The sequence below is a fragment of the Saliniferula longa genome, assembly GCF_050789285.1.
Lineage (GTDB): Bacteria > Pseudomonadota > Alphaproteobacteria > Rhodobacterales > Rhodobacteraceae > CAVPWP01.
This window is the reverse complement of sequence record NZ_JBOUVX010000001.1, coordinates 989,414-1,011,708: the sequence shown is the minus strand read 5'-3', so window position 1 is coordinate 1,011,708 and position 22,295 is coordinate 989,414. Positions and strand designations below refer to the sequence as shown.

At 67.1% G+C, this 22,295-nt stretch carries 22 protein-coding genes; 9 read left to right on the top strand and 13 right to left on the bottom strand.

Translation table 11 applies throughout. From position 1 onward, the window contains the following. Position 1: 1 nt before the first annotated feature. Both ACRDNQ_RS04735 and ACRDNQ_RS04730 read right to left on the bottom strand, forming a co-directional pair. A complete protein-coding gene (locus tag ACRDNQ_RS04735) occupies positions 2-1,015 on the bottom strand; it encodes an ABC transporter permease (protein ID WP_431827479.1) in 1,014 nt (337 codons plus the stop codon). 80 nt (positions 1,016-1,095) lie between these two features. Then, on the bottom strand, positions 1,096-2,751 hold the full coding sequence (locus ACRDNQ_RS04730; protein WP_431827478.1) for an ABC transporter substrate-binding protein: 1,656 nt from the start codon (positions 2,749-2,751) through the stop codon (positions 1,096-1,098). A gap of 170 nt (positions 2,752-2,921) precedes the next feature. Here ACRDNQ_RS04730 and ACRDNQ_RS04725 point away from each other — a divergent pair, with 170 nt between their 5' ends. After that, entirely contained in the window at positions 2,922-4,061 is a 1,140-nt protein-coding gene (locus ACRDNQ_RS04725) for an alpha/beta hydrolase family protein (RefSeq protein WP_431827477.1), read from the top strand. Between the two features lie 36 nt (positions 4,062-4,097). Here ACRDNQ_RS04725 and ACRDNQ_RS04720 read toward each other — a convergent pair whose 3' ends face one another. Then, positions 4,098-5,387 carry a M24 family metallopeptidase gene (locus tag ACRDNQ_RS04720; protein WP_431827476.1) on the bottom strand — a complete coding sequence of 430 codons (1,290 nt, stop codon included), beginning with the start codon at positions 5,385-5,387 and terminating at the stop codon, positions 4,098-4,100. 218 nt (positions 5,388-5,605) lie between these two features. On the opposite strand from ACRDNQ_RS04720, the gene ACRDNQ_RS04715 reads away from it, so the two are divergent. Together ACRDNQ_RS04715 and ACRDNQ_RS04710 are read left to right on the top strand one after the other, a co-directional pair. Further along, positions 5,606-6,298: a fumarylacetoacetate hydrolase family protein gene (locus ACRDNQ_RS04715; protein WP_431827475.1), complete on the top strand. Its 693-nt coding sequence runs from the start codon at positions 5,606-5,608 to the stop codon at positions 6,296-6,298. A gap of 58 nt (positions 6,299-6,356) precedes the next feature. Beyond that, positions 6,357-7,559, top strand: coding sequence for an OsmC family protein (locus tag ACRDNQ_RS04710; RefSeq protein ID WP_431827474.1), 1,203 nt, complete (start codon positions 6,357-6,359; stop codon positions 7,557-7,559). A 24-nt stretch (positions 7,560-7,583) separates the two neighbouring features. On the opposite strand, the gene ACRDNQ_RS04705 is transcribed toward ACRDNQ_RS04710, so the two are convergent. The 9 genes from ACRDNQ_RS04705 to ACRDNQ_RS04665 all read right to left on the bottom strand — a co-directional run bounded on the left by ACRDNQ_RS04705 (position 7,584) and on the right by ACRDNQ_RS04665 (position 15,763). Next, on the bottom strand, positions 7,584-8,375 hold the full coding sequence (locus ACRDNQ_RS04705; protein WP_431827473.1) for a glutathione S-transferase family protein: 792 nt from the start codon (positions 8,373-8,375) through the stop codon (positions 7,584-7,586). Further along, positions 8,375-9,367 (bottom strand): glutathione S-transferase family protein, encoded by a 993-nt coding sequence (locus ACRDNQ_RS04700; RefSeq protein WP_431827472.1) that lies wholly within the window; start codon positions 9,365-9,367, stop codon positions 8,375-8,377. The genes ACRDNQ_RS04705 and ACRDNQ_RS04700 overlap by 1 nt, the downstream gene beginning before the upstream one ends. Before the next feature lie 98 nt (positions 9,368-9,465). Further along, the gene (locus tag ACRDNQ_RS04695; RefSeq protein ID WP_431827471.1) at positions 9,466-10,539 is read right to left on the bottom strand and encodes an ABC transporter substrate-binding protein; all 1,074 of its coding nucleotides are present in this window, start codon (positions 10,537-10,539) and stop codon (positions 9,466-9,468) included. Between the two features lie 51 nt (positions 10,540-10,590). Further along, positions 10,591-11,475 carry an ABC transporter permease gene (locus ACRDNQ_RS04690; protein ID WP_431827470.1) on the bottom strand — a complete coding sequence of 295 codons (885 nt, stop codon included), beginning with the start codon at positions 11,473-11,475 and terminating at the stop codon, positions 10,591-10,593. After that, positions 11,475-12,338: an ABC transporter ATP-binding protein gene (locus ACRDNQ_RS04685; protein WP_431827469.1), complete on the bottom strand. Its 864-nt coding sequence runs from the start codon at positions 12,336-12,338 to the stop codon at positions 11,475-11,477. The genes ACRDNQ_RS04690 and ACRDNQ_RS04685 overlap by 1 nt, the downstream gene beginning before the upstream one ends. A gap of 168 nt (positions 12,339-12,506) precedes the next feature. Next, positions 12,507-13,490, bottom strand: coding sequence for an NAD(P)-dependent oxidoreductase (locus ACRDNQ_RS04680; RefSeq protein ID WP_431827468.1), 984 nt, complete (start codon positions 13,488-13,490; stop codon positions 12,507-12,509). Positions 13,491-13,503: 13 nt separating this feature from the next. Continuing rightward, on the bottom strand, positions 13,504-13,860 hold the full coding sequence (locus tag ACRDNQ_RS04675) for a cupin domain-containing protein (RefSeq protein WP_431827467.1): 357 nt from the start codon (positions 13,858-13,860) through the stop codon (positions 13,504-13,506). Positions 13,861-13,865: 5 nt separating this feature from the next. Further along, positions 13,866-14,654, bottom strand: coding sequence for a creatininase family protein (locus ACRDNQ_RS04670; RefSeq protein ID WP_431827466.1), 789 nt, complete (start codon positions 14,652-14,654; stop codon positions 13,866-13,868). Positions 14,655-14,671: 17 nt separating this feature from the next. After that, entirely contained in the window at positions 14,672-15,763 is a 1,092-nt protein-coding gene (locus ACRDNQ_RS04665; RefSeq protein ID WP_431827465.1) for a Gfo/Idh/MocA family protein, read from the bottom strand. A 102-nt stretch (positions 15,764-15,865) separates the two neighbouring features. On the opposite strand from ACRDNQ_RS04665, the gene ACRDNQ_RS04660 reads away from it, so the two are divergent. Next, positions 15,866-16,594: a GntR family transcriptional regulator gene (locus tag ACRDNQ_RS04660; protein WP_431827464.1), complete on the top strand. Its 729-nt coding sequence runs from the start codon at positions 15,866-15,868 to the stop codon at positions 16,592-16,594. Positions 16,595-16,665: 71 nt separating this feature from the next. Then, entirely contained in the window at positions 16,666-17,904 is a 1,239-nt protein-coding gene (locus ACRDNQ_RS04655) for an MFS transporter (protein WP_431827463.1), read from the top strand. An 11-nt stretch (positions 17,905-17,915) separates the two neighbouring features. On the opposite strand, the gene ACRDNQ_RS04650 is transcribed toward ACRDNQ_RS04655, so the two are convergent. Beyond that, on the bottom strand, positions 17,916-18,641 hold the full coding sequence (locus ACRDNQ_RS04650) for a GntR family transcriptional regulator (protein ID WP_431827462.1): 726 nt from the start codon (positions 18,639-18,641) through the stop codon (positions 17,916-17,918). A gap of 101 nt (positions 18,642-18,742) precedes the next feature. On the opposite strand from ACRDNQ_RS04650, the gene ACRDNQ_RS04645 reads away from it, so the two are divergent. From ACRDNQ_RS04645 to ACRDNQ_RS04630, 4 genes are read left to right on the top strand one after another with little or no spacing between them, the layout of a single operon-like run. Next, complete coding sequence (locus ACRDNQ_RS04645; protein ID WP_431827461.1) at positions 18,743-19,030, top strand: UxaA family hydrolase; 288 nt, start codon at positions 18,743-18,745, stop codon at positions 19,028-19,030. A 5-nt stretch (positions 19,031-19,035) separates the two neighbouring features. After that, on the top strand, positions 19,036-20,214 hold the full coding sequence (locus ACRDNQ_RS04640; protein WP_431827460.1) for a UxaA family hydrolase: 1,179 nt from the start codon (positions 19,036-19,038) through the stop codon (positions 20,212-20,214). A gap of 44 nt (positions 20,215-20,258) precedes the next feature. After that, complete coding sequence (locus ACRDNQ_RS04635; RefSeq protein ID WP_431827459.1) at positions 20,259-21,275, top strand: Ldh family oxidoreductase; 1,017 nt, start codon at positions 20,259-20,261, stop codon at positions 21,273-21,275. After that, positions 21,272-22,291: a YeiH family protein gene (locus ACRDNQ_RS04630; protein WP_431827458.1), complete on the top strand. Its 1,020-nt coding sequence runs from the start codon at positions 21,272-21,274 to the stop codon at positions 22,289-22,291. The genes ACRDNQ_RS04635 and ACRDNQ_RS04630 overlap by 4 nt, the downstream gene beginning before the upstream one ends. Positions 22,292-22,295 lie beyond the last annotated feature (4 nt).

Sequence of the window (22,295 nt, the reverse complement as noted above, 5' to 3'; positions counted from 1 at the left end):
ATCAGTCTCCAAGCGTGACGCGACGGTCGAGGTGGGCGTAGACCACGTCGACGATCAGGTTCACGAGAAGGAAGAGGACGCTGGTGAACAGCACATAGGTCATCAGCGTGGCCTGGTCGCCCCGCACCACCGAGGCCGCCATCCAGCGGCCGAGGCCCGGCCAGCGGAAGATGATCTCGGCGGTGATGGTGCCCTGCAGCAGGAAGCCGAAGGTCAGGCCGATCACCGTGACCGTCGGCACCATGGCGTTGCGGCGCGCGTGACGGCGCAGCACAAGCCGCTCGGCCAGGCCCTTGGCGCGGGCCGCGTCCACGTAGTCCTGCTGCAACTCCTCGACCAGGGCCGAGCGCATCATCCGCGCGATGATCGCGGTTGCGCCGTAGCCCAGCGTGATCGCGGGAAGAAGCAGGTGCCAAATCGCGTCCCACAGGGCCGTCGGACTGCCCGCGAGGATGGCGTCGACCGTGTAGAAGCCGGTGGGATGCGGGATCGAGGACCAGATCTCGGCCGTGCTTCGTCCGATCGGCGCCCAGCCAAGCTGCGCCCAGAAGACGATCAGCAGCAGAATGCCGAACCAGAACATCGGAAGGCTCGACCCGCTGACCGCCACGACGCGGGTGATGTGATCGGGCAATCGATTGCGTCGCGCGCCGGCATAGGTCCCAAGGAAGATGCCGATGGCGACGGCGACAAGGCCCGCAGCGATGGCAAGCTCCATCGTGGCGGCGAATTTCTCGGGGAAGACATCGGCGACCGGTGCGGCCGAAACGCCCGACCAGCCGAAATCGCCCTGCACGATGCCGCGCAGCCAGTAGAAGTACTGGACCGGAAGCGGTTTATCGAGGTGGAAGCGCGCCTCGACCTCGGCGACTTCCGCGGGCGTCATCTCGTGGCTGAGGTAGATCCCGATCGGCGTGCCGCCGACCCGGGTCAGCGCGAAGACGACCATGGACACGCCGAGCATGAGGAACGGCAGCACCATGAGGCGTCGAATGATGTAGTCGCGAAGTTGCATCCCTGCCTCCCTGTCCTTGCAGCGGGCCCGCAGCTGTGCGGGCCCGCCGTTTCTTTCCGATCAGTCCGGTGCGCGCAGGCTCACTTGTTGAGCAGCGCGAACTTCAGGCCCGGACGCGGCCAGAGCGGCTGCATCTGGAAGCCCTGGACCCAGTCGCGGTGCGCCATCACGACGCCTTCCTGCGCGCCGATCAGCCACATCGGATCGTCGTAGAGCATCGTCTGAAGCTCCGAGTAGATCGCGGCGCGGGTGTCGGTATCCAGCTCGACCGAGGCGGCCTCGATCAGCTCGGCAACCTTGGCGGGGTCCCTGTAGCCGTTGGCGAAGCCATGGACCTGGCCCCACTCCCCATCGGGATGGACATAGGCGCGCATGTAGGCGTCGGGGTCCGCCGCCGGGTCGGCGTTCTTGGCCCACATCGCGTATTCCAGCGGGTCCTGGGCATGGGCGTCGTCGAACACCGTTTCGGCCACGGCCATCACGTTGACGTTGAACTTCGGGTTGATCTTCGCCAGCGAGTCCTTCAGCACCAGCGACATCAGCGCGAAGAGGTTGCCCTCTTCGGTGATCACCGACACGGTGAAGCCGTCATCCCAGTAGCCCGCCTCCTTGAACAGCTCGGCCGCCTTCTCGGGGTCGGCCTTGTTGTAGCGCGGCGCCTCCGGGTCGTAGCCGAAGATCCCGACCGGGATGTAGTGGGTGTTGAAGTCGCCATAGCCGGCCAGCGGCCCGTTCAGGAAGGCCTCGTAGTCGAAGGCATAGTTGAAGGCCTGGCGCACCCGCGGATCATGGAAGAAGTCCGTGGGGATCGTGTCGCCCGCAGGCAGCGCGCCCTCGGGGATGTTGAGGTTGAAGCCGATGTGAAGCGGCTCGAGCAGCAGGCCCTCGTTGTAGATCGTCACGCCCTCGGCGCCCTCGAGGTCGGCCACGAAGGACGGGTCGGTCTCGATCGTGTCGTATTCGCCGGCCCGCAGACCCAGCACGCGCACGTCGGGGTCGCCGCCGATCTCGATGCGAACATCGAGGTTGGCCTTCTCGCCCCAGTAGTCGTCGTTGACCTCAAGCTGCAGGTTCTCGCTGCGGTTCCAGACCACGAACTTGTAGGGTCCGGTGCCGACCATGTTGCCCGCCATGAAGATGTTGGGCGCGCCGGCCTCGACCCCGCCATTGGCCTCGACGGCGTCCTGGCTGACGACCGAGGCGACCATGGCGATCACGACCGAGTTCAGGAAGCTTGCGCTTGGCCGGTTCAGGGTCACCCGGAAGGTGTAGTCGTCCACGACCTCGGTCGAGGCGATCATGTCCTGCAGGACGCCCGCGTTGCCCTCGGGCAGGTCCATCGTCATGGCGCGATCCCACGAGAACTTCACGTCATGCGCCGTGAAGGGCGTGCCATCGTGGAACACCACCCCCTGCCGCAGCGGGAAGGTGTAGGTCAGACCGTCGGCCGAGATCAGGCCGTTGTCGTCGGTCGGCACCTCGGTCGCAAGCGCCGGGATCAGGTCGGGCGAGCCGGGCCCGATGTCGAGCAGCCGTTCATAGACCTGAAGGATGATGGTTTCGCCGCCCTCACCCGGCTCGACCTGCGCGGGATCAAGCGTGGTGGCCTCGTCGTCGGCGGCATGCACCAGCACGCCCGGGTTCTTCACGTCCTGCGCGAAGCTTGCCACGGGCAGCGCCAGCGTCAGCGCCCCCACGGCAACGGCCGTCATAAGACCGTGTCGTAGTACAGTCATTGTCATCGTCTCCTCCCTATTTTTGCCGCGCGCCGTTGCCGGCATCTTCGATTCGCCCCGCGGCCCATTCCGCGTTATGCAATCGATTGTGTAGACGGTAGCGCCTGATATCACTTATGTCTACGATTGTATTACGGTCGACCGACGTCGGCCCGGGAGGACGCCAGAAAATGATTAAACGAGTGGAAGATCTGGAGTATCGGACGGACGAAGACCCTTTCGTCGTGGCGCGCGGCGGGTTCTACCGGCGCTGGCTGTCGATGATCGACGACCTCGAGGAACTGGAGCGAATCGTCGGCGGGCTCGAGAAGACCACCGAAGAGCACTGGGTCCCGGTCTGGCGCGCGGCGGGCAAGCGGCACGAGGACGACGGCGACCGGCATGAGGCGGCGGGCGATTTCGCGGCCGCGCGCAAGGCCTATCTGCTTGCCAAGACCTATTACGCCATCGGCCGCTTCCCGGGCGAGATCAGCCCGATGAAGGCCGGCATCAGCGCCGACTGCGCCCGCGCCTACCGCAAGGCCTGCGCCCACCTCGACCCGCCGATGGAGGTGATGGACATCACCTGCGAGGGCAAGACCTTCCGCGCGCATTTCCGCGCCCCGAAATCCGACACGCCGGTCGCGGCGGTGCTGATCATGTGCGGCTCGGACGTCTTCAAGGAGGATCGCGGCTGGGCCAGCGAACGCGCGCTCGAGGCCGGGCTTGCCTCGCTCGTGATGGATGCCCCGGGCACGGGCGAGAACCCGTTTCCCTGGGTGCCCGAATCGGTCAAGGCTTGGGTCGCGGCCATCGACGCGCTGATGGCGCGCCCCGAGGTCGACGCGAACCGCGTGGGCGCCTTCGGCATCAGCCGCGGCGGCTATTCGGTGATGCAGCTTGCGGGCACTGCCCCCGACAAGGTGCGCGCCGTGGTCGCCAATGCCGGCCACCCCTTCGGCTATCGCATGACCGACGCCGAGATGGCCGCCTTCGTCGAAGCGCGCAACCGACGCTCGAAGTTCGTCTTCGGCCCCGAGGGCGGCCCGCCCTCGTTCCCGACCTGGTCGGTCGAGAAGGAGAACGAGATCTTCGATGGCTGGGCGCTGTCGTCGCTGGGCCTGGTGGACCGGATCACCATGCCCGTGCTGATGATCAACGGGAAAGAGGATCACCTCGCCCCGATCGGCAACATCTACTACATGCTCGACAGCGGGCCCGTGGGGATGCGCAGCGCCCGCGTCTATCCCGACGCGGGGCACTGCGCCTTCGAGCACTACCGAGACTGGGCGCCGGCCTCGTTCCGCTGGCTGGCCGAAAAGCTGGGCTGACCGCAGACGCGGCCATCCCCACCCAGCCCCACGCGGTCAGACGACGACCAGTTCGAGCGGCCAGTCGTCCACGCATTCGTGACCGTCCTCGGTCACGATCAGCGTGTGGCCCACGAACATGCCCAGCCGGCCGTCGGCCGAGATCGGGTTCGGCTCGGGCATCAGCACCATGCCGGGCTTGAGGATCGCGTCGTAGTCGTGCGTCTGTGTCTTCTCGATATAGACGTGCGGCCCGTCCGAGACGAAGTCGATGCCGTGGGTCACGATCGGCCGCGACTGCACCCCGTTCTCGCGGAAGAAGCGCGCCGCCTCCTGCATGTCCGACGCCGGCCGGCCCGGGGCGATGGTCGCGACCACGCGTTCGTAGCCGGGCTTGGCGATCTCGTCCCAGAAGCGCTGCACGTCGGGCGTGGGCGTGCCGATGCAGATCGGCTGGCCGATCTGGGCGGAATAACCGCGATAGCCCGCGGCCAGTTCCATGATGATGATATCGCCCTTCCGGAGCTCCCGAAGCGAGGGGCGCGGGTTGCCGAAGACCATCGCCGGGTCGTCCATCGGGGTCGAACCGATGATCAGAAAGTCGATGTCGCCGCCGCCTTCAAGGATCGCTGCCCCGGCCGCCGCGCGCAGATCCTGTTCCGTGGCGCCGGGTCTGGCGCGGTCGGCCAGGGCCTGCATGGCATTCGTGCACAGCCGGCCCGCGTGCCGCACGCAATCGAGTTCCTCGTCGCTGTGGACGACGACAAGCTCGTGCATGAAGCCTTCGGTAAAGACGATCTCGGCTTTGGGCAGTTCACGCTTCAGTGTCAGATACTGGTTCGCGGGCATGTAGTCCTTGTTGCGGGCGTCGATCTCGAGCAGGCCGATGCGGCCGTTCTCCAGCCCCAGTTCGCGGATGCGTTCGGCCATGACCTCGGCGTGGTGTCCGCCCCGCCCCGAACGGACGTCGCGGATCGCCACCTCGACCTCCTTGCGCACGGCTTCGATATGGGTGCCGCCCCGGTCGTAGATCAGCGTGGGTTCGCCCTCGCGCGGGAAGACGACATAGGCCGACAAGCTGTGCCATTCCCAGTGGCCCGACAGCCAGAGCATGCCGCCGCCGAAGCTCCAGTGGCTGGGGCCGCCGGGGCAGATCACCACGTCAAGCCCGTCGCGGGCCATCAGCCCGCGCAGCGCGGCGAAACGGCGTTCGTATTCGGCGCGCGAGAACTGCGGATAGACCGCGTCGCGGTAATAGGGCGTGTCGCGCATCCGGTTGAAGGTCCGCGAATCATCGAGGTTCCCGCAGATCTCTTCCCAGTAGGGTGATGTGAAGCTTCGGCTCATGGTGCGTCCTCCCACGCTGCCCCGACGGGCGGCCTGACGGCCGCGCGACTCGGGATTGTCCGACAATCACGCAAAGGATTGCACGTCAGGCGGCGAAAAGCATCCCGTTGCGTGTGGGTTCGGGGCAGAAAACGACCGGGGCCGGGCCGCGACGCTTGCCGCGCCCGGCAAAGATTGTCATACAATCTATCAAACAACCCGGAAGGACCCCCCGCCCCATGGATTATGTCTTCGCCCCGCCGCCGCAGGCGTCGATCGCCGTCGCGAACTCGGACGCCCGTCTGCCCGTGCGTCGCGTCTTCTGTGTCGGCCGGAACTATGCGGCGCATGCCCGCGAGATGGGGATGGACGACCGCGACCCGCCGTTCTTCTTCACAAAGCCCGCGGACGCCGTGGTCGATGCCGGCAGCACCATCCCCTACCCGCCCGAGACGAACGACCTCAACCACGAGGTCGAGCTTGTGGCGATCATCGGCACGGGCGGGCGCAACATCGCCGTCGAGGACAGCCTGAACCACGTCTGGGGCTATGCCATCGGGAACGACTTCACCCGGCGCGACATCCAGATCGCGCTGCGCAACGTCGGCCGGCCCTGGGACTGGGGCAAGGCCTTCGACAACTCGGCCCTGATCGGCCCGGCGCACCCGGTGTCCGTGGTCGGCCACCCAAGCGAAGGCTTCATCCGGCTTACCGTGAACGGCGAAGTCCGGCAGGACGGCAATCTCAACGAGATGATCTGGAACGTGCCCGAGGTGATCTCGATCATCTCGCACTCGATGGAGCTGAAGCCGGGCGACCTGATCATGTCGGGAACGCCCGCGGGCGTCGGGCCGGTGAAGCCAGGCGACGTTCTGGTGCATTCGGTCGTCGGGCTGGGCGAGGTGACCGCCACCATCGGCGCCCGCCTCTGACCCCCGGCCAGGCGGCGTCGCACCGCGATCTTTCCCCCATGAACAAAGGCATTTCTCAATGACTGACCTGTCCCTTGAAGAGCTGGGCCTTCCCCTGATCCACGCCGTCGACGGCCTGGCCGACGCCGGCCTTGCGCCACCGCCCGATCGCCACGGCCAGTCGGTCCGGGCCTGGGTCCGCACGCTGGGCGGCATCCAGAAGGAAGGCGTGACGCTGTCGGGGCTGACCGGGCGGGCGTGGCGCTTCGCCTCGGACGAGGGCGCGCATCTGGGCGGCCACGACGCCGCGCCGAACCCGCTGAGCTATGTCAGCGTCGGGATGGGGGCCTTCTTCATGACCGAGCTGCGCGCCTTGGCGAAGGCGCGTGGCATCGCGCTGCGAAACCCAGTGCTGGTGCTCGAGAACTTCTACTACCGCGACGGGTCGTTCCCGAAGGGCACGATGGTCTCGGGCGCGCTGTCGCCCGAGGTGTCGCTGACCTGCGAGGGGGATGCCGACCCCGAGGATCTGCACCGCCTGCTGATGGACGCGGTGGCCGCGGCGCCGGTGAACGGCCTTGTGCGCGACGAAAAGATCAGCCTTTTCACGCTGACCCACAACGGCGTCCAGATCGATCCGGTCGAAGTGGCGGCGCTGTCCGTTCCGGCCTACGCCGACCCGGGCGATCCGATCGGCGCGCTCAGGCCGGCACCGGGGGCGCTCGTGGCCTCGCCGCTTGCCGAAAGGACCGAGTCGGAAGACGAGGTGGTGCGCCGGATCACCGCCAATCCGCCCCTTGCCCCGGTGCTTGACGGCACGAAGAAGCTTCTGCACCTGCGCACGACCTGTCGGGTGCGACCCGACGGCACATACGACTGCCTGCGCGAACAGTTCGCGCAATCGTCGTCGACCTGGACCTTCGTCGTGGACGACCGGCCCGACCACGCCCGGGCGATTGCCCCCGATGCCGCCAGCTATTTCGCCATCGGCGTGGCCTTCTGCTTCATGACGCAGGTCGGACGCTATTCCCACATGGCCAAGCATCCCGTGACCGGCTACCGCGTGGTCCAGGACCTGCATTTCACCCTGGGAGGCGCCTCCAGCGGCAGCGGCAAGGGCGGCACGGCGGACCCGGCCGAAACCCATGTCTTCATCGACACCGACGTGGACGACGACACCGCGCGCAGGATCGTGGGGGTGGCGGAACGGACCTGCTTCCTGCACGCCCTGTGCCGCGACCGGGCGAAGGTGAGGATCCGCCGCGAGGCCATCGCGGGCTGAAGGCCGGCTTGCCTGCGGCGCCGGTCAGGCCATCCAAAGCTTCGCGATCTCGGGGAAGGCGCCCTGGCCGTGTTCGGTGCGCTTGGCCTCGGTGATGTCGCCCCAGTCGATGACGGCGGTCTTGTAGGCGGGCCGTTCGGCGATCCGTGCGTACCACGTGTTCAGCGCGGTCAGATGGCTCCAGAGCGGGGCCATCATGAACGACTCCATCCGCCGCAGATAGACCACCAGCGCGATATCGGCGAGCGAGTAGGCCTCGCCCGCAAGCCAGTCGTGCCCTTCGAGCCGGGTGTTCATGTCCTCGAAAAGCGCGCGGAACCTCTTCAGCGCATCGGGCAACAACGGCGAGGCAAGGCCCATCTCGATGTTGACGCGGTCATTGTCGCGCCGCACGTGGTCGCGCATCTTCTCGTGGTAGGTGCGGATCTTCTCGGCCCCCTGCTCGAGATAGATGAAGCGATTGACGATGCAGACGCCGATCGTGCGGCTGGCCACGTGAATCCCGTCGTCGATCCGCCGCATCCAGAGCCGCATCTTCGCGCGATCCTCGGCCGAGGTGGGGCGGAACGACGTCTCGGGGAAGGCGTCCTCGAGGTATTCGAGGATGATGAGCGACTCGGCGATGCCCACGCCCTTGTTCTCGATCGTCGGCACCAGACCCTTCGGGTTGATCTCGTGGTAGTTCTCGGGCAGCTGGTCGATATCGCCCCTGGCCGTGTCCACGATCACGCTTTTCCAGGGTAGTCCCTTCTCGTCCAGCAGCAGACGCACCCGCTGCGCGGCCGTCGAGCGGTCATAGTGGTAAAGCGTCAGCATCAGGCCGTCCCTTCGTCCGTCAGGTCGCACCAGTCGGGCCCATCAAGATCGACATGCGCACCCAGCGGGATGATCCCGTGGGGGTTAATCCGGCGGTGCGCGAGGTAGTAGTGATCGACGATATGGTCGAGATGCACTGTCCCGCGCACCTTCGGGAAGTTCAGCAAAGCGCGCGTGTGCCGCCGAAGGTTCGGGTAGGCGGCCAGCGGGCGCAGGTTACACTTGAAGTGGAAGTAATAGACCGGCTCGAAGCGGATCATGGTGGTGAACAGGCGCCAGTCGGGTTCGAGCGGCGTGTCGCCCAGAAGAAAGCGGCTGTCGGCGAGGCGCGCGTCCAGCGCCGCCATCGCGCCGAAAAGGCCCCGCGCGGCGGTCTCGTAGGCCTCCTGCGAGACGGCGAAACCGGTGCGATAGACCCCATTGTTGATGTGGCGGTAGATCTCGTCGTTCAGGGCATCGATCTCGTCCCGCCGGTCATCGGGGCAGAACTCCTGCCACGAGGTGGCCAGCGGACGGAAGGCGCCGCCAAGCATCCGCATGATGTCGGCGGATTCGTTGTTCACGATCGTGTCGCCCTGCCGGTCCCACAGCACCGGCACGGTCACCTTGCCCGAATAGGCCGGATCGGCCGCGGCATAGACCTGATAAAGAAAGCGCGCGTCCTTCAGGTGGTCGGGCGTCGCGCCGGGGTACTCGGCGAATTCCCAGCCGTTTTCCATGTTGACCGGATGCACGACCGAGATGTCGATGGCATGCTCGAGGCCAAGCAGGCTTCGGTAGATCAGGACCCGGTGCGCCCAGGGGCAGGCGTACGAGACGTAAAGGTGATAGCGGCCCGCCTCGGGCGTGAACCCGCCGTGGCCCGTCGGACCGGGGGCGCCGTCTTCGGTCACCCAGTTGCGGAAGGCCGACGGCTTGCGGACGAACTGTCCGTCCACCTTGACCTCGTTGGTCGGTCGGCTTTCCCAGATGCCGTTGACCATCTGTCCCATCGGGGGCGATCCTTGCAGTGTAGGCGAAATGGCGGACGATGGTCGCCCCAGGGGCGCACCGGCGGCCCCGCGAAGGGCCGCCGGCGATGTTCAGGCCGTCAGATCGACGCCGGCCGACGCGGCAGACCCAGCGCTTCCTGCGCTTCCCAGAGATACTGGAGGTTGAAGAACGGGCGCCAGTCGAGACCTTCGGGCACGTCGCCCGTCAGGGCCAGTTCGGCGACGAAGTTGTCCATGTCCTCGGCGCTTGCGAACCCACCGTCCGGGCTGATCTGGGCCTTCTCGACCTCGTAGAGCGCCTTGAAGCTGTCGGGGATCTCGTAGCCCAGATCGATCATGATCTGGTAGGCCTGATCCTTGTTGGCCGGATCCATGAGCCACTGGCGCGCCTTGATGTCGGCGACAAGCCAGGCGCGCGCCGTGTCCGCGTTCGCCTCAAGCCAGTCGCCCATCACCGCGAAGCTTTCCTGCGGCGCGCTGACAAGTTCCTCGAAGATGAACTTGCCGCCCGCCTCGACCAGCGGGGCCTCGTGCCGCGGGAACAGGCTTGCCCCCTGCACCTGGCCCGCCAGAAGCGCGCCAAGGCGGCTGTCCGACCCGCCCGAGGACGGCACGAACTGCACGTCGGTGTCGGGATCAAGCCCCATGCGGATCAGCGCCTGCCGCATGATGTAGGTGTTGCGCCCGGCAAGGCTGCCGCCGGTGATGACCTTGCCCTTCAGGTCCTCGGGGGTCTCGATGCCGGCCGACACGCCCATGATCCACCATTCGCTCGAGCGGTGGATCGAGATCATCGTGATCGGCAGGCCGCTGGCCACGCCGGCGGCCAGGAACTCGCTCGTGTCGCCATGGGCGATGTCGAGGCTGCCGCCGACCAGACCGGGGACGTATTCGTCCGACAGGATGATCTCGATCCCGTCCATCCCGACTTCCTCGAGATAGCCCAATGCCTGCACCAGACGGAAGGTCCACTGGTTGGCGTAGTTGGGGTTGAAGTCCCCCAGCTTGATCGTGCGCAGGTTCGCCATGATGTTGTCGATGCTGGGCGTTTGCGCACCGGCCTTGTTCAGCGTGGACGCCGCGATGATGGTGCCAAGCGCGCCCGCGCTGCCCTTCATCAGGAAATCCCGTCGGCCGAGGCGGATCGGACCATTGGTGTGGTATTTCGACATTCTACTTTCCTCCCTTGTTTTCACGGTAGTCGGCTGTGAAACCCTCAAAACCTACATCTTCAGCTGCTGGCGCCACGGGGCGACGTATTTTTCCAGCATCTGCGTCAACTTGATCAGCGACAGCGACACGATCACCAGCAACAGCAGAACCGCGTACATCAGCTCCGAGTTGAACGTGTCGGCGGCGCGGTTGATCAGGAAGCCAAGGCCGTTCGATCCGCCGAAGATCTCGGCGATGACGACCCCAACAAGCCCGCGCCCGATGCCCTGCTGCACGCCCGAGATGATGAACGGCAGCGTGTAGGGCAGGACGACGTGCAGATAGATGCTGGACTTCTTCGCGCCAAAGACCTTGGCCGCCGAGATCAGCGACTTCTCGGTCGTCTTCACCCCCGCCCAGGCGTTGATGATGATCGGGAACACAGCCGACAGCACGATGATGGTGATCTGCATCTTCACGGTGAAGCCCATGAAGAGGATGAAAAGCGGGACAAGCGCGATCCGCGGCAGCGACGCCAGCGCCCAGACATAGGGGCTGAGCACCGTCTCGACGTACTTGTTGCCCCCCATCAGAAGGCCGGCCGGGATGCCGATGACGCAGGCGATGATCAGGCCGATCGACAGGTTGCGAAGCGTGAACAGCAGGTGGTCGATGATCTGACCCGAGAAGGCCGCGTTCGGCGGCGCCGAGTTGGTCAGGCCCTCCCACAGCGTCGACAACATGCCGCTGGCGGTGGGCAGGAAGATCGGGTTGATCACCCCGGACCGTGCGAAAGCCTCCCAGAGTAGGAAGAAGCAGGTCAGGTTCAGGGTGGTCACGACCCAGGACCCGTGGCGGTTCCAGAGTTCGCGGAACGAGAACTTCATCGCCCGGATGCGATCGGCGTCCTCGAACGCGCTTTGACCTTGCGAGACGTTTGAATCCACTTTCGCCATCATTCCTCTCCATGGGCGCCGGACAGCGCCTCGTCCTTGACAAGGCGCCAGATCCGCTCGCGCAGCTCGGTGTACTCGGGCAGGGACTTCAATTCCTGATCGAAGCGCGGCCGGGGCAGGTTCACGTCGATCACTTCCTTGATGCGTCCAGGCCGGCGCGAGATCACGACGATGCGGTCGCCAAGGGTGATCGCCTCGTCGATCGAATGGGTGATGAAGACCACGGTCTGCTTCGTCTTGGTCACGAAGCGTTCAAGCTCGCTTTGCATCGCCTCGCGCGTCATCGCGTCGATCGCGGCGAAGGGCTCGTCGGCCAGAAGGATCTTCGGTTCGGTCGCAAGCGCCCGGGCGATGCCGACGCGCTGCTTCATCCCGCCCGACAACTCGTAGGGGAAGGACCGCTCGAACCCGGTCAGTTCCACCAGCTCGAGGTAGCGGGCGACGCGGGCGTCGATTTCCTGCTTCGACAGCCCGAGGTTCTGCATCTCGAACGGCATGCGCACGTTCGATTCGACCGTCCGCCAGGGCATGAGGGCATAGTCCTGGAACACCATGGCGCGATCAGGCCCCGGGCCGGTCACCGGACGCCCGTCGACCTCGATCGTCCCTTCCCAGGGCAGCACAAGCCCCGAGATCGCGTTGATGAAAGTGGTCTTGCCGCAGCCCGACGGCCCCAGAAGGCAGACGAACTCGCCCTTGTTGACGGTCAGGGTGATGTCCCTGAGCGCGGTCAGAAGCTTGCGTTCGCGATGCAGCTTGTATCCGACCGTCAGGCCCTTCGCGACAATCACAGGTTCCTTTTTCGCCGAGGCTTCCCTTGCCCGATGCGTCGGCTCGATGGCACTGCTGCCCACCACTCCCATGATCCGTTCCTCCCTGGATCTTCTTGTTACGTCACTCTAGCGCGCGAGCAAACGATTGCATAGCACCAAAACTCGCCCCGCGCCTGCGATCCCTGCGGCCGGCTGCGGCCGTCTCCACCCTCATGCCGGTGCCCCATCGACCGGCCCCGATCCGTGGCCTGCGCGCCATCACGGCACGACATTCAACGGGTCCGCGCCGTCGATCAGCACGCGGGCCACGTTCTTCCACGCCTCGGCGAACAGGTATTGCGAGGCCTGAAGACTCACGCCGGCGATATGCGGCGTCAGGATCAGCCGCGACGCGGCGGCGGCGCTGATGTTCAGAAGCGGGTTGTCTGGCAAGGGCGGCTCGGTCGAATAGACGTCGACGGCAGCGCCGGACAGGCGCCCCTCTTCCAGCGCGGCGGCAAGGGCCGCTTCGTCCACGATGCCGCCGCGGGCGGCATTGATCAGGATCGCGCCGGGCTTCATCAGGGAAAGCCGGTGCGCGTCGATCAGGTTGCGCGTGGCCTCGATCAGCGGCACGTGCAGCGTCACCACGTCGCTTGCCCCCAGAAGGGCGTCAAGCGCCATCGGCTGCGCACCAAGGGCGGAAAGGGCCGCGGGATCGCGTGGCGGCGCGGGATCGTAGAAGGCGATCTCGGCGCCCATCGCGCGGCAGCGTCCGGCCACGGCAAGGCCGATCGTGCCCAGTCCGACAAGACCCACGGTCAGTCCGCCAAGCCCGCGCAGGTTCGCCCCCACCATGCGCTTGCGATGCTCGGCATAGGCGCCCGCCCGCAGCGCCGCACCCGCGGCATGAAATCCCCGGCTGAGCGATATGGCGTTCGCCACGACGTATTCGGCCAGCGCCGCGTTCGACCCGCCCGGCACGTTGGCCAGCGCGATGCCCTCTTCGGCCAGGACCGCGCGGTCCAGCCGGTCAAGCCCCGCCCCGGTCACCTGCACCAGACGCAAGGCTGTGCCGCGAAAAAACTCGGGCGGAAGCGCCGGACCGACCGCCGGGATGACAAGCGCCTTCGCGCCCTTGATCAGGGACGCGACGTCGGCATCGCCGGGGCCGCGATAGGCGATCGACAGATCGCCCGGGGGCGTCACTCCGATCGACAGGAAGTCGGCCTCGGGCCGCAGGCAAAGCACATCGACGGTCATGCCGCGCCCCTGTTCATGTCATCACCGTGATCGTCGGGCGTGGGAAAAAGCAAAGCAAAGACAGCGTCTTGTCACCCGTATTTCGCGTGACATGCCGCTCGCCCGGGGCGATACGGATCGTGTCGCCGGGGTGCATGGGGAATTCCGCGCCTTCGACCCAGGTCACGCCTTCGCCCGACAGGACATGAATGCACTCCTCGCAGTCGGGGTGCCAGTGCGGCGGACGGCGCGGGGCGCCGGGCTCGGGCACGGCGATGTCGACAAGCCGCAGCGTACTCTGCGCGCCGCTTTCGCCCGAGAAGATCTCGCGCGACCGCCGGCCGGGAAGGTCGAGGTCGACGGCTTCTTCCAGGGTGACGCGCGAAGCCATGCTTTCTACTCCGCGGCCAGATCCTTGGCCGCCGCGCCCTGGATCCGGTCAAGCTGGGCGAAGATGGCGGTCGCTTCCTTGGCGATGGCGCCGGCGACATCCTCGATCATCTGGCGGCCGCGTTCCACCGTGGCCGGCGCCGGATCGCCATACCAGCCGGTGGGCGCGATAGACCGGATGTCGGTCAGGATCGGGACGAAGGCCCGGGTGCGGCGCAGCTTGTCCATATGTTCGCCCCGCCGCTTCTCGGACGAGCGTTCGACGCGCTCGAGGTGCACCAGATGGCCATGGTCGGGCAGGATCGACAGCGCCTCGATCTCGCCGGCGTGGGTCAGGCCCCCGCAGTAGGGACCCCAGAGTTCCTCGGCCACGTAGCAGGCCTGCGCGATCACCACGCTCATCCCGTAGGTGCGGTGCAGCTTTTCCGCCGCGATCTGAAGCGAGGCGATGTTGCCTTCGTGCCAGTTCACGATCAGCAGCTTCTTCGCCCCGTGCTGCGCGGTCGAGACGCAGGTCTCGATCACCACCTGCTGGTAGGTCTCGGGCGACAGCGAAATCGTCGCCTCGAAGGGCATGTGCATCGGCGTGACCCCCAGCGGTCCGCCGGGCAGGACGACACCGTCCATCTTCTCGGCCACGGCGTGCGACACGCTGTTGGCGGCGAAGATGTCGGTGCCCGTGGGCAGGTGGGCGCCGTGCTGCTCGACGCTGCCGCAGGGCAGGATGACCAGCGGGTGCCGGTCGAACTGCGCCTTGATCTCGGGCTGCGTCAACTCGATGAAATAGCGAGACATGTACGGCGCCCTCCTGTTCAGGCTGCGCTTTGGTCTTCGGCGGCCACGCGGGCGCGCGCACCGTCAAGGATCTCGGACAGCTTGACGCACTGGCCGTTACGCTCGACCGAGGCGAGCGCCGCGTTGACGATCGCCAGCGCGACAAGGCCGTTGGCGGCCTCGAGCTCGACCTTGTTGCCGGTCCGGCACATGTCGGCGAACATGTCGAGTTCGTCGGTGAACATGTTCGACTTGCCCATGTCGAGCACTTCGCGCTTGCCGTAGCCGTCCTTGCCGCGCTGGATGTAGAGCGTCGAGGTCTCGTGCACGGTGTCGGGGTCGTCCCAGCGGCCGAAGTCGAGCTCGAAGTGCATCAGGCCCTTCTGGCCATAGACGCGGATGAAGTAGATGCCCGGCGAGGTCCAGCACGAGCCGACATAACCCAGCGCGCCCGACTTGAAGCGCAGCGTGGTCATCGACTGGTCGTCGACCTCGGCGCCCACGGGCGACAGCTTCGAGGCGATCGAGCTGACTTCCTCGATCTCGCCACCCAGCATGTAGAGGCTGTCGAAAAGGTGGGTGGCAAGCTGCGACAGCGGGCCGCCCGGCGCCTTGTCGCGGTACCACCGCCAGGTGTCCGGCGTCAGTTCCAGCGCGCGCTCGTTCGAGAAGTTCGATTCCATGAACGACAACGTGCCAAGCTCGCCCGAGTCGATGGCGTCCTTCATCATGCGCGCGCCGCGCAGCAGGCGCGCCGAATGGCCCACCATGGCGCGCACGCCGTACTGCTCTTGCAGGGCTTCAAGACGGATGCCGTTCTCAAGCGTGTTGGCGATGGGCTTTTCGGTATAGATGTGCTTGCCGGCCTTGGCGGCGGCCTCGGCCACCGGCAGGTGTTGCTCGTTCGGCACCGTCAGGATGACGCCCTTGATCTCGGGGTCCGAAAGAAGCGCATCGAGGCTGTCGACCGACGGCACGCCGTATTCGGCCTGGAAGGCTGCGCGCTTCTCGGCGCTGCGGCTGTAGCCCTTGACGATCTCGATCTTCGACGACTGGCGGGACCCGCGCGTCAGCACCCGTGCCCACCGCCCAAGTCCGATGATTCCCACCTTGATCTTGCTGTCGCTCATGACGTTTCCTCCAGAAGCATGTTCTCGTTGCCCCATTCTGTAGTATCGTAATACAATCTGGGTCAAGTAGCATCGTCATACAATCTGCGCTAAGAGGGCCGCATGGATGACAGGCTGACAGTGAAGCGCGCCGCGGCGCCGATTCGGGAACAGGTTCTGCAGAACCTGCGCACCGAGATCATCGAAGGGCGGCTTGCCCCCGGTCGACGACTGACCGAGCGTGAACTGACCGAGATGCTGGGCGTCTCGCGCACGGTGCTGCGCGAAAGCCTTCGGCAGCTCGAGTCTGAGGGGCTGATCAGCCTGATCCCCAACAAGGGTCCGGTGGTGCGCGCGCTGACCGTGGAAGAGGCCCGCGAACTCTACCGCATCCGCGAGACGCTCGAAGGGCTTGGCGCACGGCTTTTCGCCGAACGGCCCGACCCCGCGCATCTGGCCCTGCTCGAGGACGCCTTCGCCGAGGTCGAACGCGCCTACCGCGGCGGCGACCCGCGGACGATCCTTCTGGCCAAGAACGCCTTCTACGACGCGATCCACACCGGGGCCGGCAGCAACACGCTGTCGAAGATGCTGTCCACGGTGCTTGCCCAGATCTGGCGCTGGCGCGCCGTGGGGCTGGCCCATCCCCGCAGATCGGCGGGACGGTCCTCCGAAAGCGTGGCCAAGCTGCGCGAGGTGGTCGAGGCCATCAAGTCCGGGAACGGCGACCGCGCCGAACAGGCCGCCCGGACCGAGGCGCGCCTTGCCGCGGCCGAGGTGCTGCGCATCCTCGACGAGGTCGAAAGCAAGGGCAAGGATGCCCTGCCCGATCTGCAGGCCATCCAGGCGTGACGCCAGCCCCGAGCGAGAGGACCCCGGACCGAAAATGAGGACGGACTGGCGCGGGGCCGCGGGGCATCGACATGACCGATAGCGCCGGCGCGTCCCCTCCGGCCCGCTTCGCGGCCTTCGGCCACAGGGGCTTTCCAAGCTACTGGCTGGGGCACCTCTGCGCGGGCTTCGCGGTGCAGATCCAGACGGTGGCGGTGGGCTGGCAAGTCTATGACCTGACCCGCGATCCCTTCGATCTTGGCCTTGTCGGCCTGTCGCAATTCGCGCCCGCCCTGCTTCTGGTGCTGGTCACCGGCGCCGTCGCCGACCGCTTTTCGCGGCGCGGGATCATGGCGGTCTGCCTTGTGGTCATGGGCGCCATCGCCGGCATGCTTGCGCTGATTGCGCAGCGCGGCGGGGTCGACGTGATCTACATCTTCGTGCTTCTGGCCGTTTTCGGAACGGCGCGCGCCTTCTACAACCCGGCCCGCCAGGCGATCGTGCCGAACATCGTGCCGCCCGCCAGTCTGGCCAACGCGATCACGCTGAACGCCACCGCCCACAACCTGTCGACGATCTGCGGCCCGGTGGCCGGCGGCATCCTCTACGCGATCCGCCCCGACCTTGCCTATCTGGTCACGCTGGGGCTGATGGTGCTGGCCGCCGTGCTGGTGCTGCGCATCCCGCGCGCGGCGCGGCGCCTGCCGGTGCAGAACGCGGGCTGGGAGGCGCTCAGCGCCGGTCTGCGCTACATCTTCCGCGAGAAGGTCGTGCTTGGCGCGGTGTCGCTTGATCTGTTCGTTGTGATCCTTGGCGGGGCGGCGGCGCTTCTGCCGATCTACGCCAGCGACATCCTTGGCGTCGGCCCCACCGGGCTTGGCCTGCTGCGCGCGGCCCCTGCGGTGGGCGCCATCGCGGTGGGCTTCTACCTGATGTTCTACCCGATCCGCGACCGCGCCGGGCACGTGCTGTTCGCCAGCGTGGCGGGCTTCGGGCTGTTCACGCTGATCTTCGCCCTGTCCGAGGTCTTTTGGCTGTCGATCCTTGCGCTTGTGCTGATCGGCGGCTGCGACATGGTCAGCGTCTTCGTGCGCAGCACCCTTGTCCAGCTCTGGACCCCCGACGAGCTGCGCGGCCGTGTGAACGCCGTCAACCAGGTCTTCGTCGGCGGCTCGAACGAGCTTGGCGCCTTCCGCGCCGGCACCACGGCGGCCTTCGTCGGCCCGGTGGCGGCGGTGGCCCTTGGCGGGATCGGGGCGCTGGCGGTCGCCGGGCTCTGGCTGCGCTGGTTCCCGGGCCTGCGTCGGATCCGTCATCTCGACGGGCCCTGAGGGTGCGGCAATCAGCTCAGCTGGTTGAAATAGTGAAACCGGTCGGTCAGGCAGCGCGACAGGCGATACTCGGTCGGCGCGTCCTCGAGATCGCGGGCGACACGCTCGATCTGAAGAAGCGGCGTGCCCGGCGCACAGCCCAGATGCCGCGCCTCGTCGGCGTCGGCGGCCACGGCCCTCAGCCGTTCCTCGGTGCGGCCGATGGTGATGCCCCAGCGCCGGGAATAGAGGTCGTAAAGGTTGTTCGGCGTCTCGCGCGCGGCGGGGAAATCCTTGAACCGCCGCGCGTCGAGGAAGATCCGTTCGACCAGCGCCGTCTGCCCGGCCAGAAGCCGCACCCGGCGGATGCGCACGACGTCCGATCCGGGCTTCAGCCCCAGCGCGGGCGCCACCCCCGGGGGCGCGGTCGCACGGCCCACCGACAGCACGCGCGAGGACGGCTGGACCCGCGCGCCCGCGTCGGGCTGAAGGCGAAAGAACTGGAAGACGAAGCGGTCGTCGTCCGAGGTCGCGACGAAGGTTCCCCTGCCCTGCCGGCGGCGCAGCAGGTTCTCGCGCACCATGGTGTCGATCGCCTTGCGCACGGTGCCCTGGCTGACCTGGTAGTCGGCGGCAAGCTGGATCTCGCTGGGGATCAGGTCGCCGGGCTGCCAGTCGCCGTCGATCAGACGCCGGACAAGGCGCTCGCGCACCTGCAGGTAAAGCGGCCTCAGCCCGACCTCCGGCCTCTGGTCCATGGGATCTCCCTTGCCTTCGCGGCCATTCTAGCGGAACCGATTGACTCGTCTATAGTCATGAGTCTTATATAAGACATAAGAACGAAGTGGGAGGAGGCCCCGTGACCATTCCGCATCTGCTTGTCCACGACCATGCCGACAACGTCGGCGTCGTCGTGGTCGAAGGCCTGAAGGCCGGCACCGACATGCTGTGCTGCGTGACGCATGACAATTCGACCTTCCGGCTCACGGCCCGAGGCGACGTGCCGATCGGGCACAAGATCGCGCTGAAGGACCTGGCGCCCGGCGACACCGCCATCAAGTACGGCGAAGACATCGGCAAGATCGTGGGCGCCATCGGCAAGGGCGAACACGTCCATACCCACAACCTCAAGACAAAGCGGTGGTAAGCGACATGGGCAGCTATTCCGACATCACCGTCATGGGCTACCGGCGCGACAACGGCCGCGTCGGCGTGCGCAACCACGTCCTCATCCTGCCGCTTGACGACATCTCGAACGCCGCCTGCGAGGCGGTGGCGAACAACATCAAGGGCACGATGGCGATCCCCCACGCCTATGGCCGCCTGCAGTTCGGCGAGGATCTCGACCTGCACTTCCGAACGATCATCGGCACCGGCGCCAATCCCAACGTGGCCGCCGTCGTCGTCATCGGGATCGAGCCGGGCTGGACCCAGCGCGTCGTCGACGGCATCGCGAAGACCGGCAAGCCCGTGCAGGGCTTCTCGATCGAGCAGAACGGCGATCTGAAGACCATCATGGACGCCAGCCGCGCCGCCAAGGAGATGGTGCACTACGCCTCCGAGTTGCAGCGCGAGGAATGCGCGCTGTCGGAACTCTGGATCTCGACCAAGTGCGGCGAAAGCGACACGACGACGGGCCTCGGCTCCTGCCCGACGGTCGGCAACATGTACGACAAGCTGCTGCCCGAGGGCATCTACGGCTGCTTCGGCGAGACCTCGGAGATCACCGGGGCCGAGCACATCTGCAAGGCGCGCGCGATCAACGACGACGTGGGCGAGCGCTGGTACAAGATGTGGAAGGCCTATCAGGACGAGGTGATCTTCGCCCACCAGACCGACGACCTGTCCGACAGCCAGCCCACCAAGGGCAACATCGAGGGCGGTCTGACCACGATCGAGGAAAAGGCCCTTGGCAACCTCGAGAAGATCGGGCGCACCTCGCGCTACATCGACATCCTCGGCCCGGCCGAGGAACCGGCGTCGGGCGCGGGTCTTTACTTCATGGACAGCTCGTCGGCCGCCGCCGAATGCGTGACGCTGATGGCCGCGGGGGGATATGTGATCCACACCTTCCCCACCGGCCAGGGCAACGTCATCGGCAACCCGATCGTGCCGGTCATCAAGATCTCGGCCAACCCGCGCACGATCCGCACGATGAGCGAGCATGTCGATGTCGACGTCTCGGGCATCCTGCGCCGCGAGATGACGATCGACCAGGCCGGCGACGCGCTGATCGAGATGATCCGCCGCACCGCCAACGGCCGGAACACCGCCGCCGAGGCATTGGGTCACAGGGAATTCTCGATGACCAAGCTCTATCGGAGCGCCTGACACACGGCCGGGCGGGACGCACCGCCCGGACGCAAGGACAGACGATGGGACAGACCGAACGCATCACGCTGGGCGCGGCCGAGGATCTTCTTGGCCGCGCCTTTTCCGCCAATGGGGTGCCCGAAGCGGTGGCCCGCTCGGTCGCCGCCGCCCTTGTCGCGGCCGAGGCCGAAGGCCAGGCCGGCCACGGGTTTTCCCGGGTCGAGGACTACGTGGCCCAGGTCCGGGCGGGCAAGATCCACGCCGGCGCGGACGTCACCTGCACCCGGGTCAGCGACACCGGCCTCGTGATCGACGCGGGCTTTGGCTTCGCCTACCCCGCGCTTGACCGCGCCATCGCCGAAGGTGCGCCGCTGGCCTGCGCCCGCGGCAGTGCCACCATGGCGATCACCCGTTCGCACCACTGCGGGGCGCTGTCGCTTCAGGTCGAACGGCTGGCGCGCGAGGGGCTTGTCGCGCTGATGTTCGCCAACGCCCCGGCCGCCATCGCGCCCTGGGGCGGCGCGACGCCGGTCTTCGGCACCAATCCCATCGCCTTTGCCGCCCCGCGCGCGGCGGGCGATCCGCTGGTCATCGACCTGTCCCTGTCGCGGGTCGCGCGCGGCAAGGTGATGCACGCGAAGAAATCGGGCACGACGATCCCCGAAGGCTGGGCGCTTGACCGCGACGGCCATCCCACTAACGACCCCGACGCCGCGCTCGAGGGCTCGATGATCCCGATTGGCGGCGCCAAGGGCACGGCGCTGGCGCTGATGGTCGAGATCTTCGCCGCCGTCATGACTGGGTCCACCCTCAGCGCCGAGGCGTCGTCGTTCTTCAACGCCGGCGGCCCGCCCCCGGGCGTCGGACAGTTCCTTGTGGCGCTTGCCCCGCCCGATCCGGTGGCCTTCGGCGCCCGCCTCGAGACGCTGGTCTCGATCATCCTGTCGGTCGAGGGCGCACGCCTTCCGGGCGCGCGGCGGGCCGCCGCCCGGCGCCGCGCCGAGTCCGAGGGGATCGAGGTGCCGCGGCACTATCTCGACGCCGCCCGCGCGCTGGCCGCGGGCGCGTCCGGCCAATGACCGTCGACGCCCGACCGCCCCCCCTGCCCGACAGGCTGCGCGGTCTTCTGCCGGGTTTCCTGGTCGCGGGTCTTGTCGCGCTGGCCAGCCAGTTCGTGTCCGAACACTATGGCGCGCCGGCGATGCTGCTGGCGCTTCTCTTCGGCATCGCGCTCAACTTCCTGTCCGAGGTCGACCGCATCGCCCCGGGCATCGATTTCACCGCCCGGCAGGTCCTGCGGCTGGGCGTGGCGCTTCTGGGGCTGCGCATCAGCTTCGACATGGTGGCCGACCTCGGCGCGCCGGTCGTGGCGCTTGTCGTGGGCGCGATGCTGGCCACGATCGCCTTCGGCCTTCTGGCCGCGCGCTTCTTCGGGTTCCGCTATCGCTTCGCGTTTCTGTCTGCGGGCGCGGTGGCGATCTGCGGTGCCTCGGCCGCCATGGCCATCGCCGCGATCCTGCCCCGGGACGAGCGGTCCGAGGAACGGCTGGTCTTCACCGTGGTCGGCGTCACCGTCCTGTCGACGGTGGCGATGGTCCTTTACCCGGTGCTGAGCGGGCTTCTGGCCTTCGACGACCGCGCGGCGGGCATCTACATCGGCGCCACGATCCATGACGTGGCGCAGGTCGTGGGGGCGGGCTTTTCGGTCTCGGATGCGGCGGGCGAGACGGCGACCCTGGTCAAGCTTCTGCGCGTGGCGATGCTGGCGCCCATCGTCGTCGTCGCGGCCCTCGTGATCCGGCAGAGAACGGCCGCGACCGCCTTCGCCGGAAAGCGGCCGCCCCTGGTGCCGGGCTTCGTCCTGGCCTTCGTGGCGCTTGCCGCGCTGAACTCGGTCGCCGCCCTGCCCGCGCCAGTGACCGAGGCCGCGGCGGGGGCCTCGCGCTGGCTGCTTCTGGCCTCGATCGCGGCGGTGGGCCTCAAGACCGTGCCGCGCGACGTCCTGAAGGCCGGGCGCGCCTCGATGGGCCTTCTGGCGGCCGAGACGCTGTTTCTGGCCACCATCGTCGCCCTTGCCCTGCTGGCGATGGGCTGACGCG

What these genes read in the sequence shown, in the direction of transcription:
- ACRDNQ_RS04700 (WP_431827472.1), bottom strand. Translation starts at nt 9,367, where the DNA reads ATGGGACAGATGGTCAACGGCATCTGGGAAAGCCGACCGACCAACGAG.
- ACRDNQ_RS04680 (WP_431827468.1), bottom strand. Translation starts at nt 13,490, where the DNA reads ATGACCGTCGATGTGCTTTGCCTGCGGCCCGAGGCCGACTTCCTGTCG.
- ACRDNQ_RS04715 (WP_431827475.1), top strand. Translation starts at nt 5,606, where the DNA reads ATGGATTATGTCTTCGCCCCGCCGCCGCAGGCGTCGATCGCCGTCGCG.
- ACRDNQ_RS04660 (WP_431827464.1), top strand. Translation starts at nt 15,866, where the DNA reads ATGGATGACAGGCTGACAGTGAAGCGCGCCGCGGCGCCGATTCGGGAA.
- ACRDNQ_RS04635 (WP_431827459.1), top strand. Translation starts at nt 20,259, where the DNA reads ATGGGACAGACCGAACGCATCACGCTGGGCGCGGCCGAGGATCTTCTT.
- ACRDNQ_RS04665 (WP_431827465.1), bottom strand. Translation starts at nt 15,763, where the DNA reads ATGAGCGACAGCAAGATCAAGGTGGGAATCATCGGACTTGGGCGGTGG.
- ACRDNQ_RS04730 (WP_431827478.1), bottom strand. Translation starts at nt 2,751, where the DNA reads ATGACTGTACTACGACACGGTCTTATGACGGCCGTTGCCGTGGGGGCG.
- ACRDNQ_RS04695 (WP_431827471.1), bottom strand. Translation starts at nt 10,539, where the DNA reads ATGTCGAAATACCACACCAATGGTCCGATCCGCCTCGGCCGACGGGAT.
- ACRDNQ_RS04630 (WP_431827458.1), top strand. Translation starts at nt 21,272, where the DNA reads ATGACCGTCGACGCCCGACCGCCCCCCCTGCCCGACAGGCTGCGCGGT.
- ACRDNQ_RS04710 (WP_431827474.1), top strand. Translation starts at nt 6,357, where the DNA reads ATGACTGACCTGTCCCTTGAAGAGCTGGGCCTTCCCCTGATCCACGCC.
- ACRDNQ_RS04670 (WP_431827466.1), bottom strand. Translation starts at nt 14,654, where the DNA reads ATGTCTCGCTATTTCATCGAGTTGACGCAGCCCGAGATCAAGGCGCAG.
- ACRDNQ_RS04655 (WP_431827463.1), top strand. Translation starts at nt 16,666, where the DNA reads ATGACCGATAGCGCCGGCGCGTCCCCTCCGGCCCGCTTCGCGGCCTTC.
- ACRDNQ_RS04735 (WP_431827479.1), bottom strand. Translation starts at nt 1,015, where the DNA reads ATGCAACTTCGCGACTACATCATTCGACGCCTCATGGTGCTGCCGTTC.
- ACRDNQ_RS04705 (WP_431827473.1), bottom strand. Translation starts at nt 8,375, where the DNA reads ATGCTGACGCTTTACCACTATGACCGCTCGACGGCCGCGCAGCGGGTG.
- ACRDNQ_RS04640 (WP_431827460.1), top strand. Translation starts at nt 19,036, where the DNA reads ATGGGCAGCTATTCCGACATCACCGTCATGGGCTACCGGCGCGACAAC.
- ACRDNQ_RS04675 (WP_431827467.1), bottom strand. Translation starts at nt 13,860, where the DNA reads ATGGCTTCGCGCGTCACCCTGGAAGAAGCCGTCGACCTCGACCTTCCC.
- ACRDNQ_RS04685 (WP_431827469.1), bottom strand. Translation starts at nt 12,338, where the DNA reads ATGGGAGTGGTGGGCAGCAGTGCCATCGAGCCGACGCATCGGGCAAGG.
- ACRDNQ_RS04650 (WP_431827462.1), bottom strand. Translation starts at nt 18,641, where the DNA reads ATGGACCAGAGGCCGGAGGTCGGGCTGAGGCCGCTTTACCTGCAGGTG.
- ACRDNQ_RS04725 (WP_431827477.1), top strand. Translation starts at nt 2,922, where the DNA reads ATGATTAAACGAGTGGAAGATCTGGAGTATCGGACGGACGAAGACCCT.
- ACRDNQ_RS04690 (WP_431827470.1), bottom strand. Translation starts at nt 11,475, where the DNA reads ATGGCGAAAGTGGATTCAAACGTCTCGCAAGGTCAAAGCGCGTTCGAG.
- ACRDNQ_RS04720 (WP_431827476.1), bottom strand. Translation starts at nt 5,387, where the DNA reads ATGAGCCGAAGCTTCACATCACCCTACTGGGAAGAGATCTGCGGGAAC.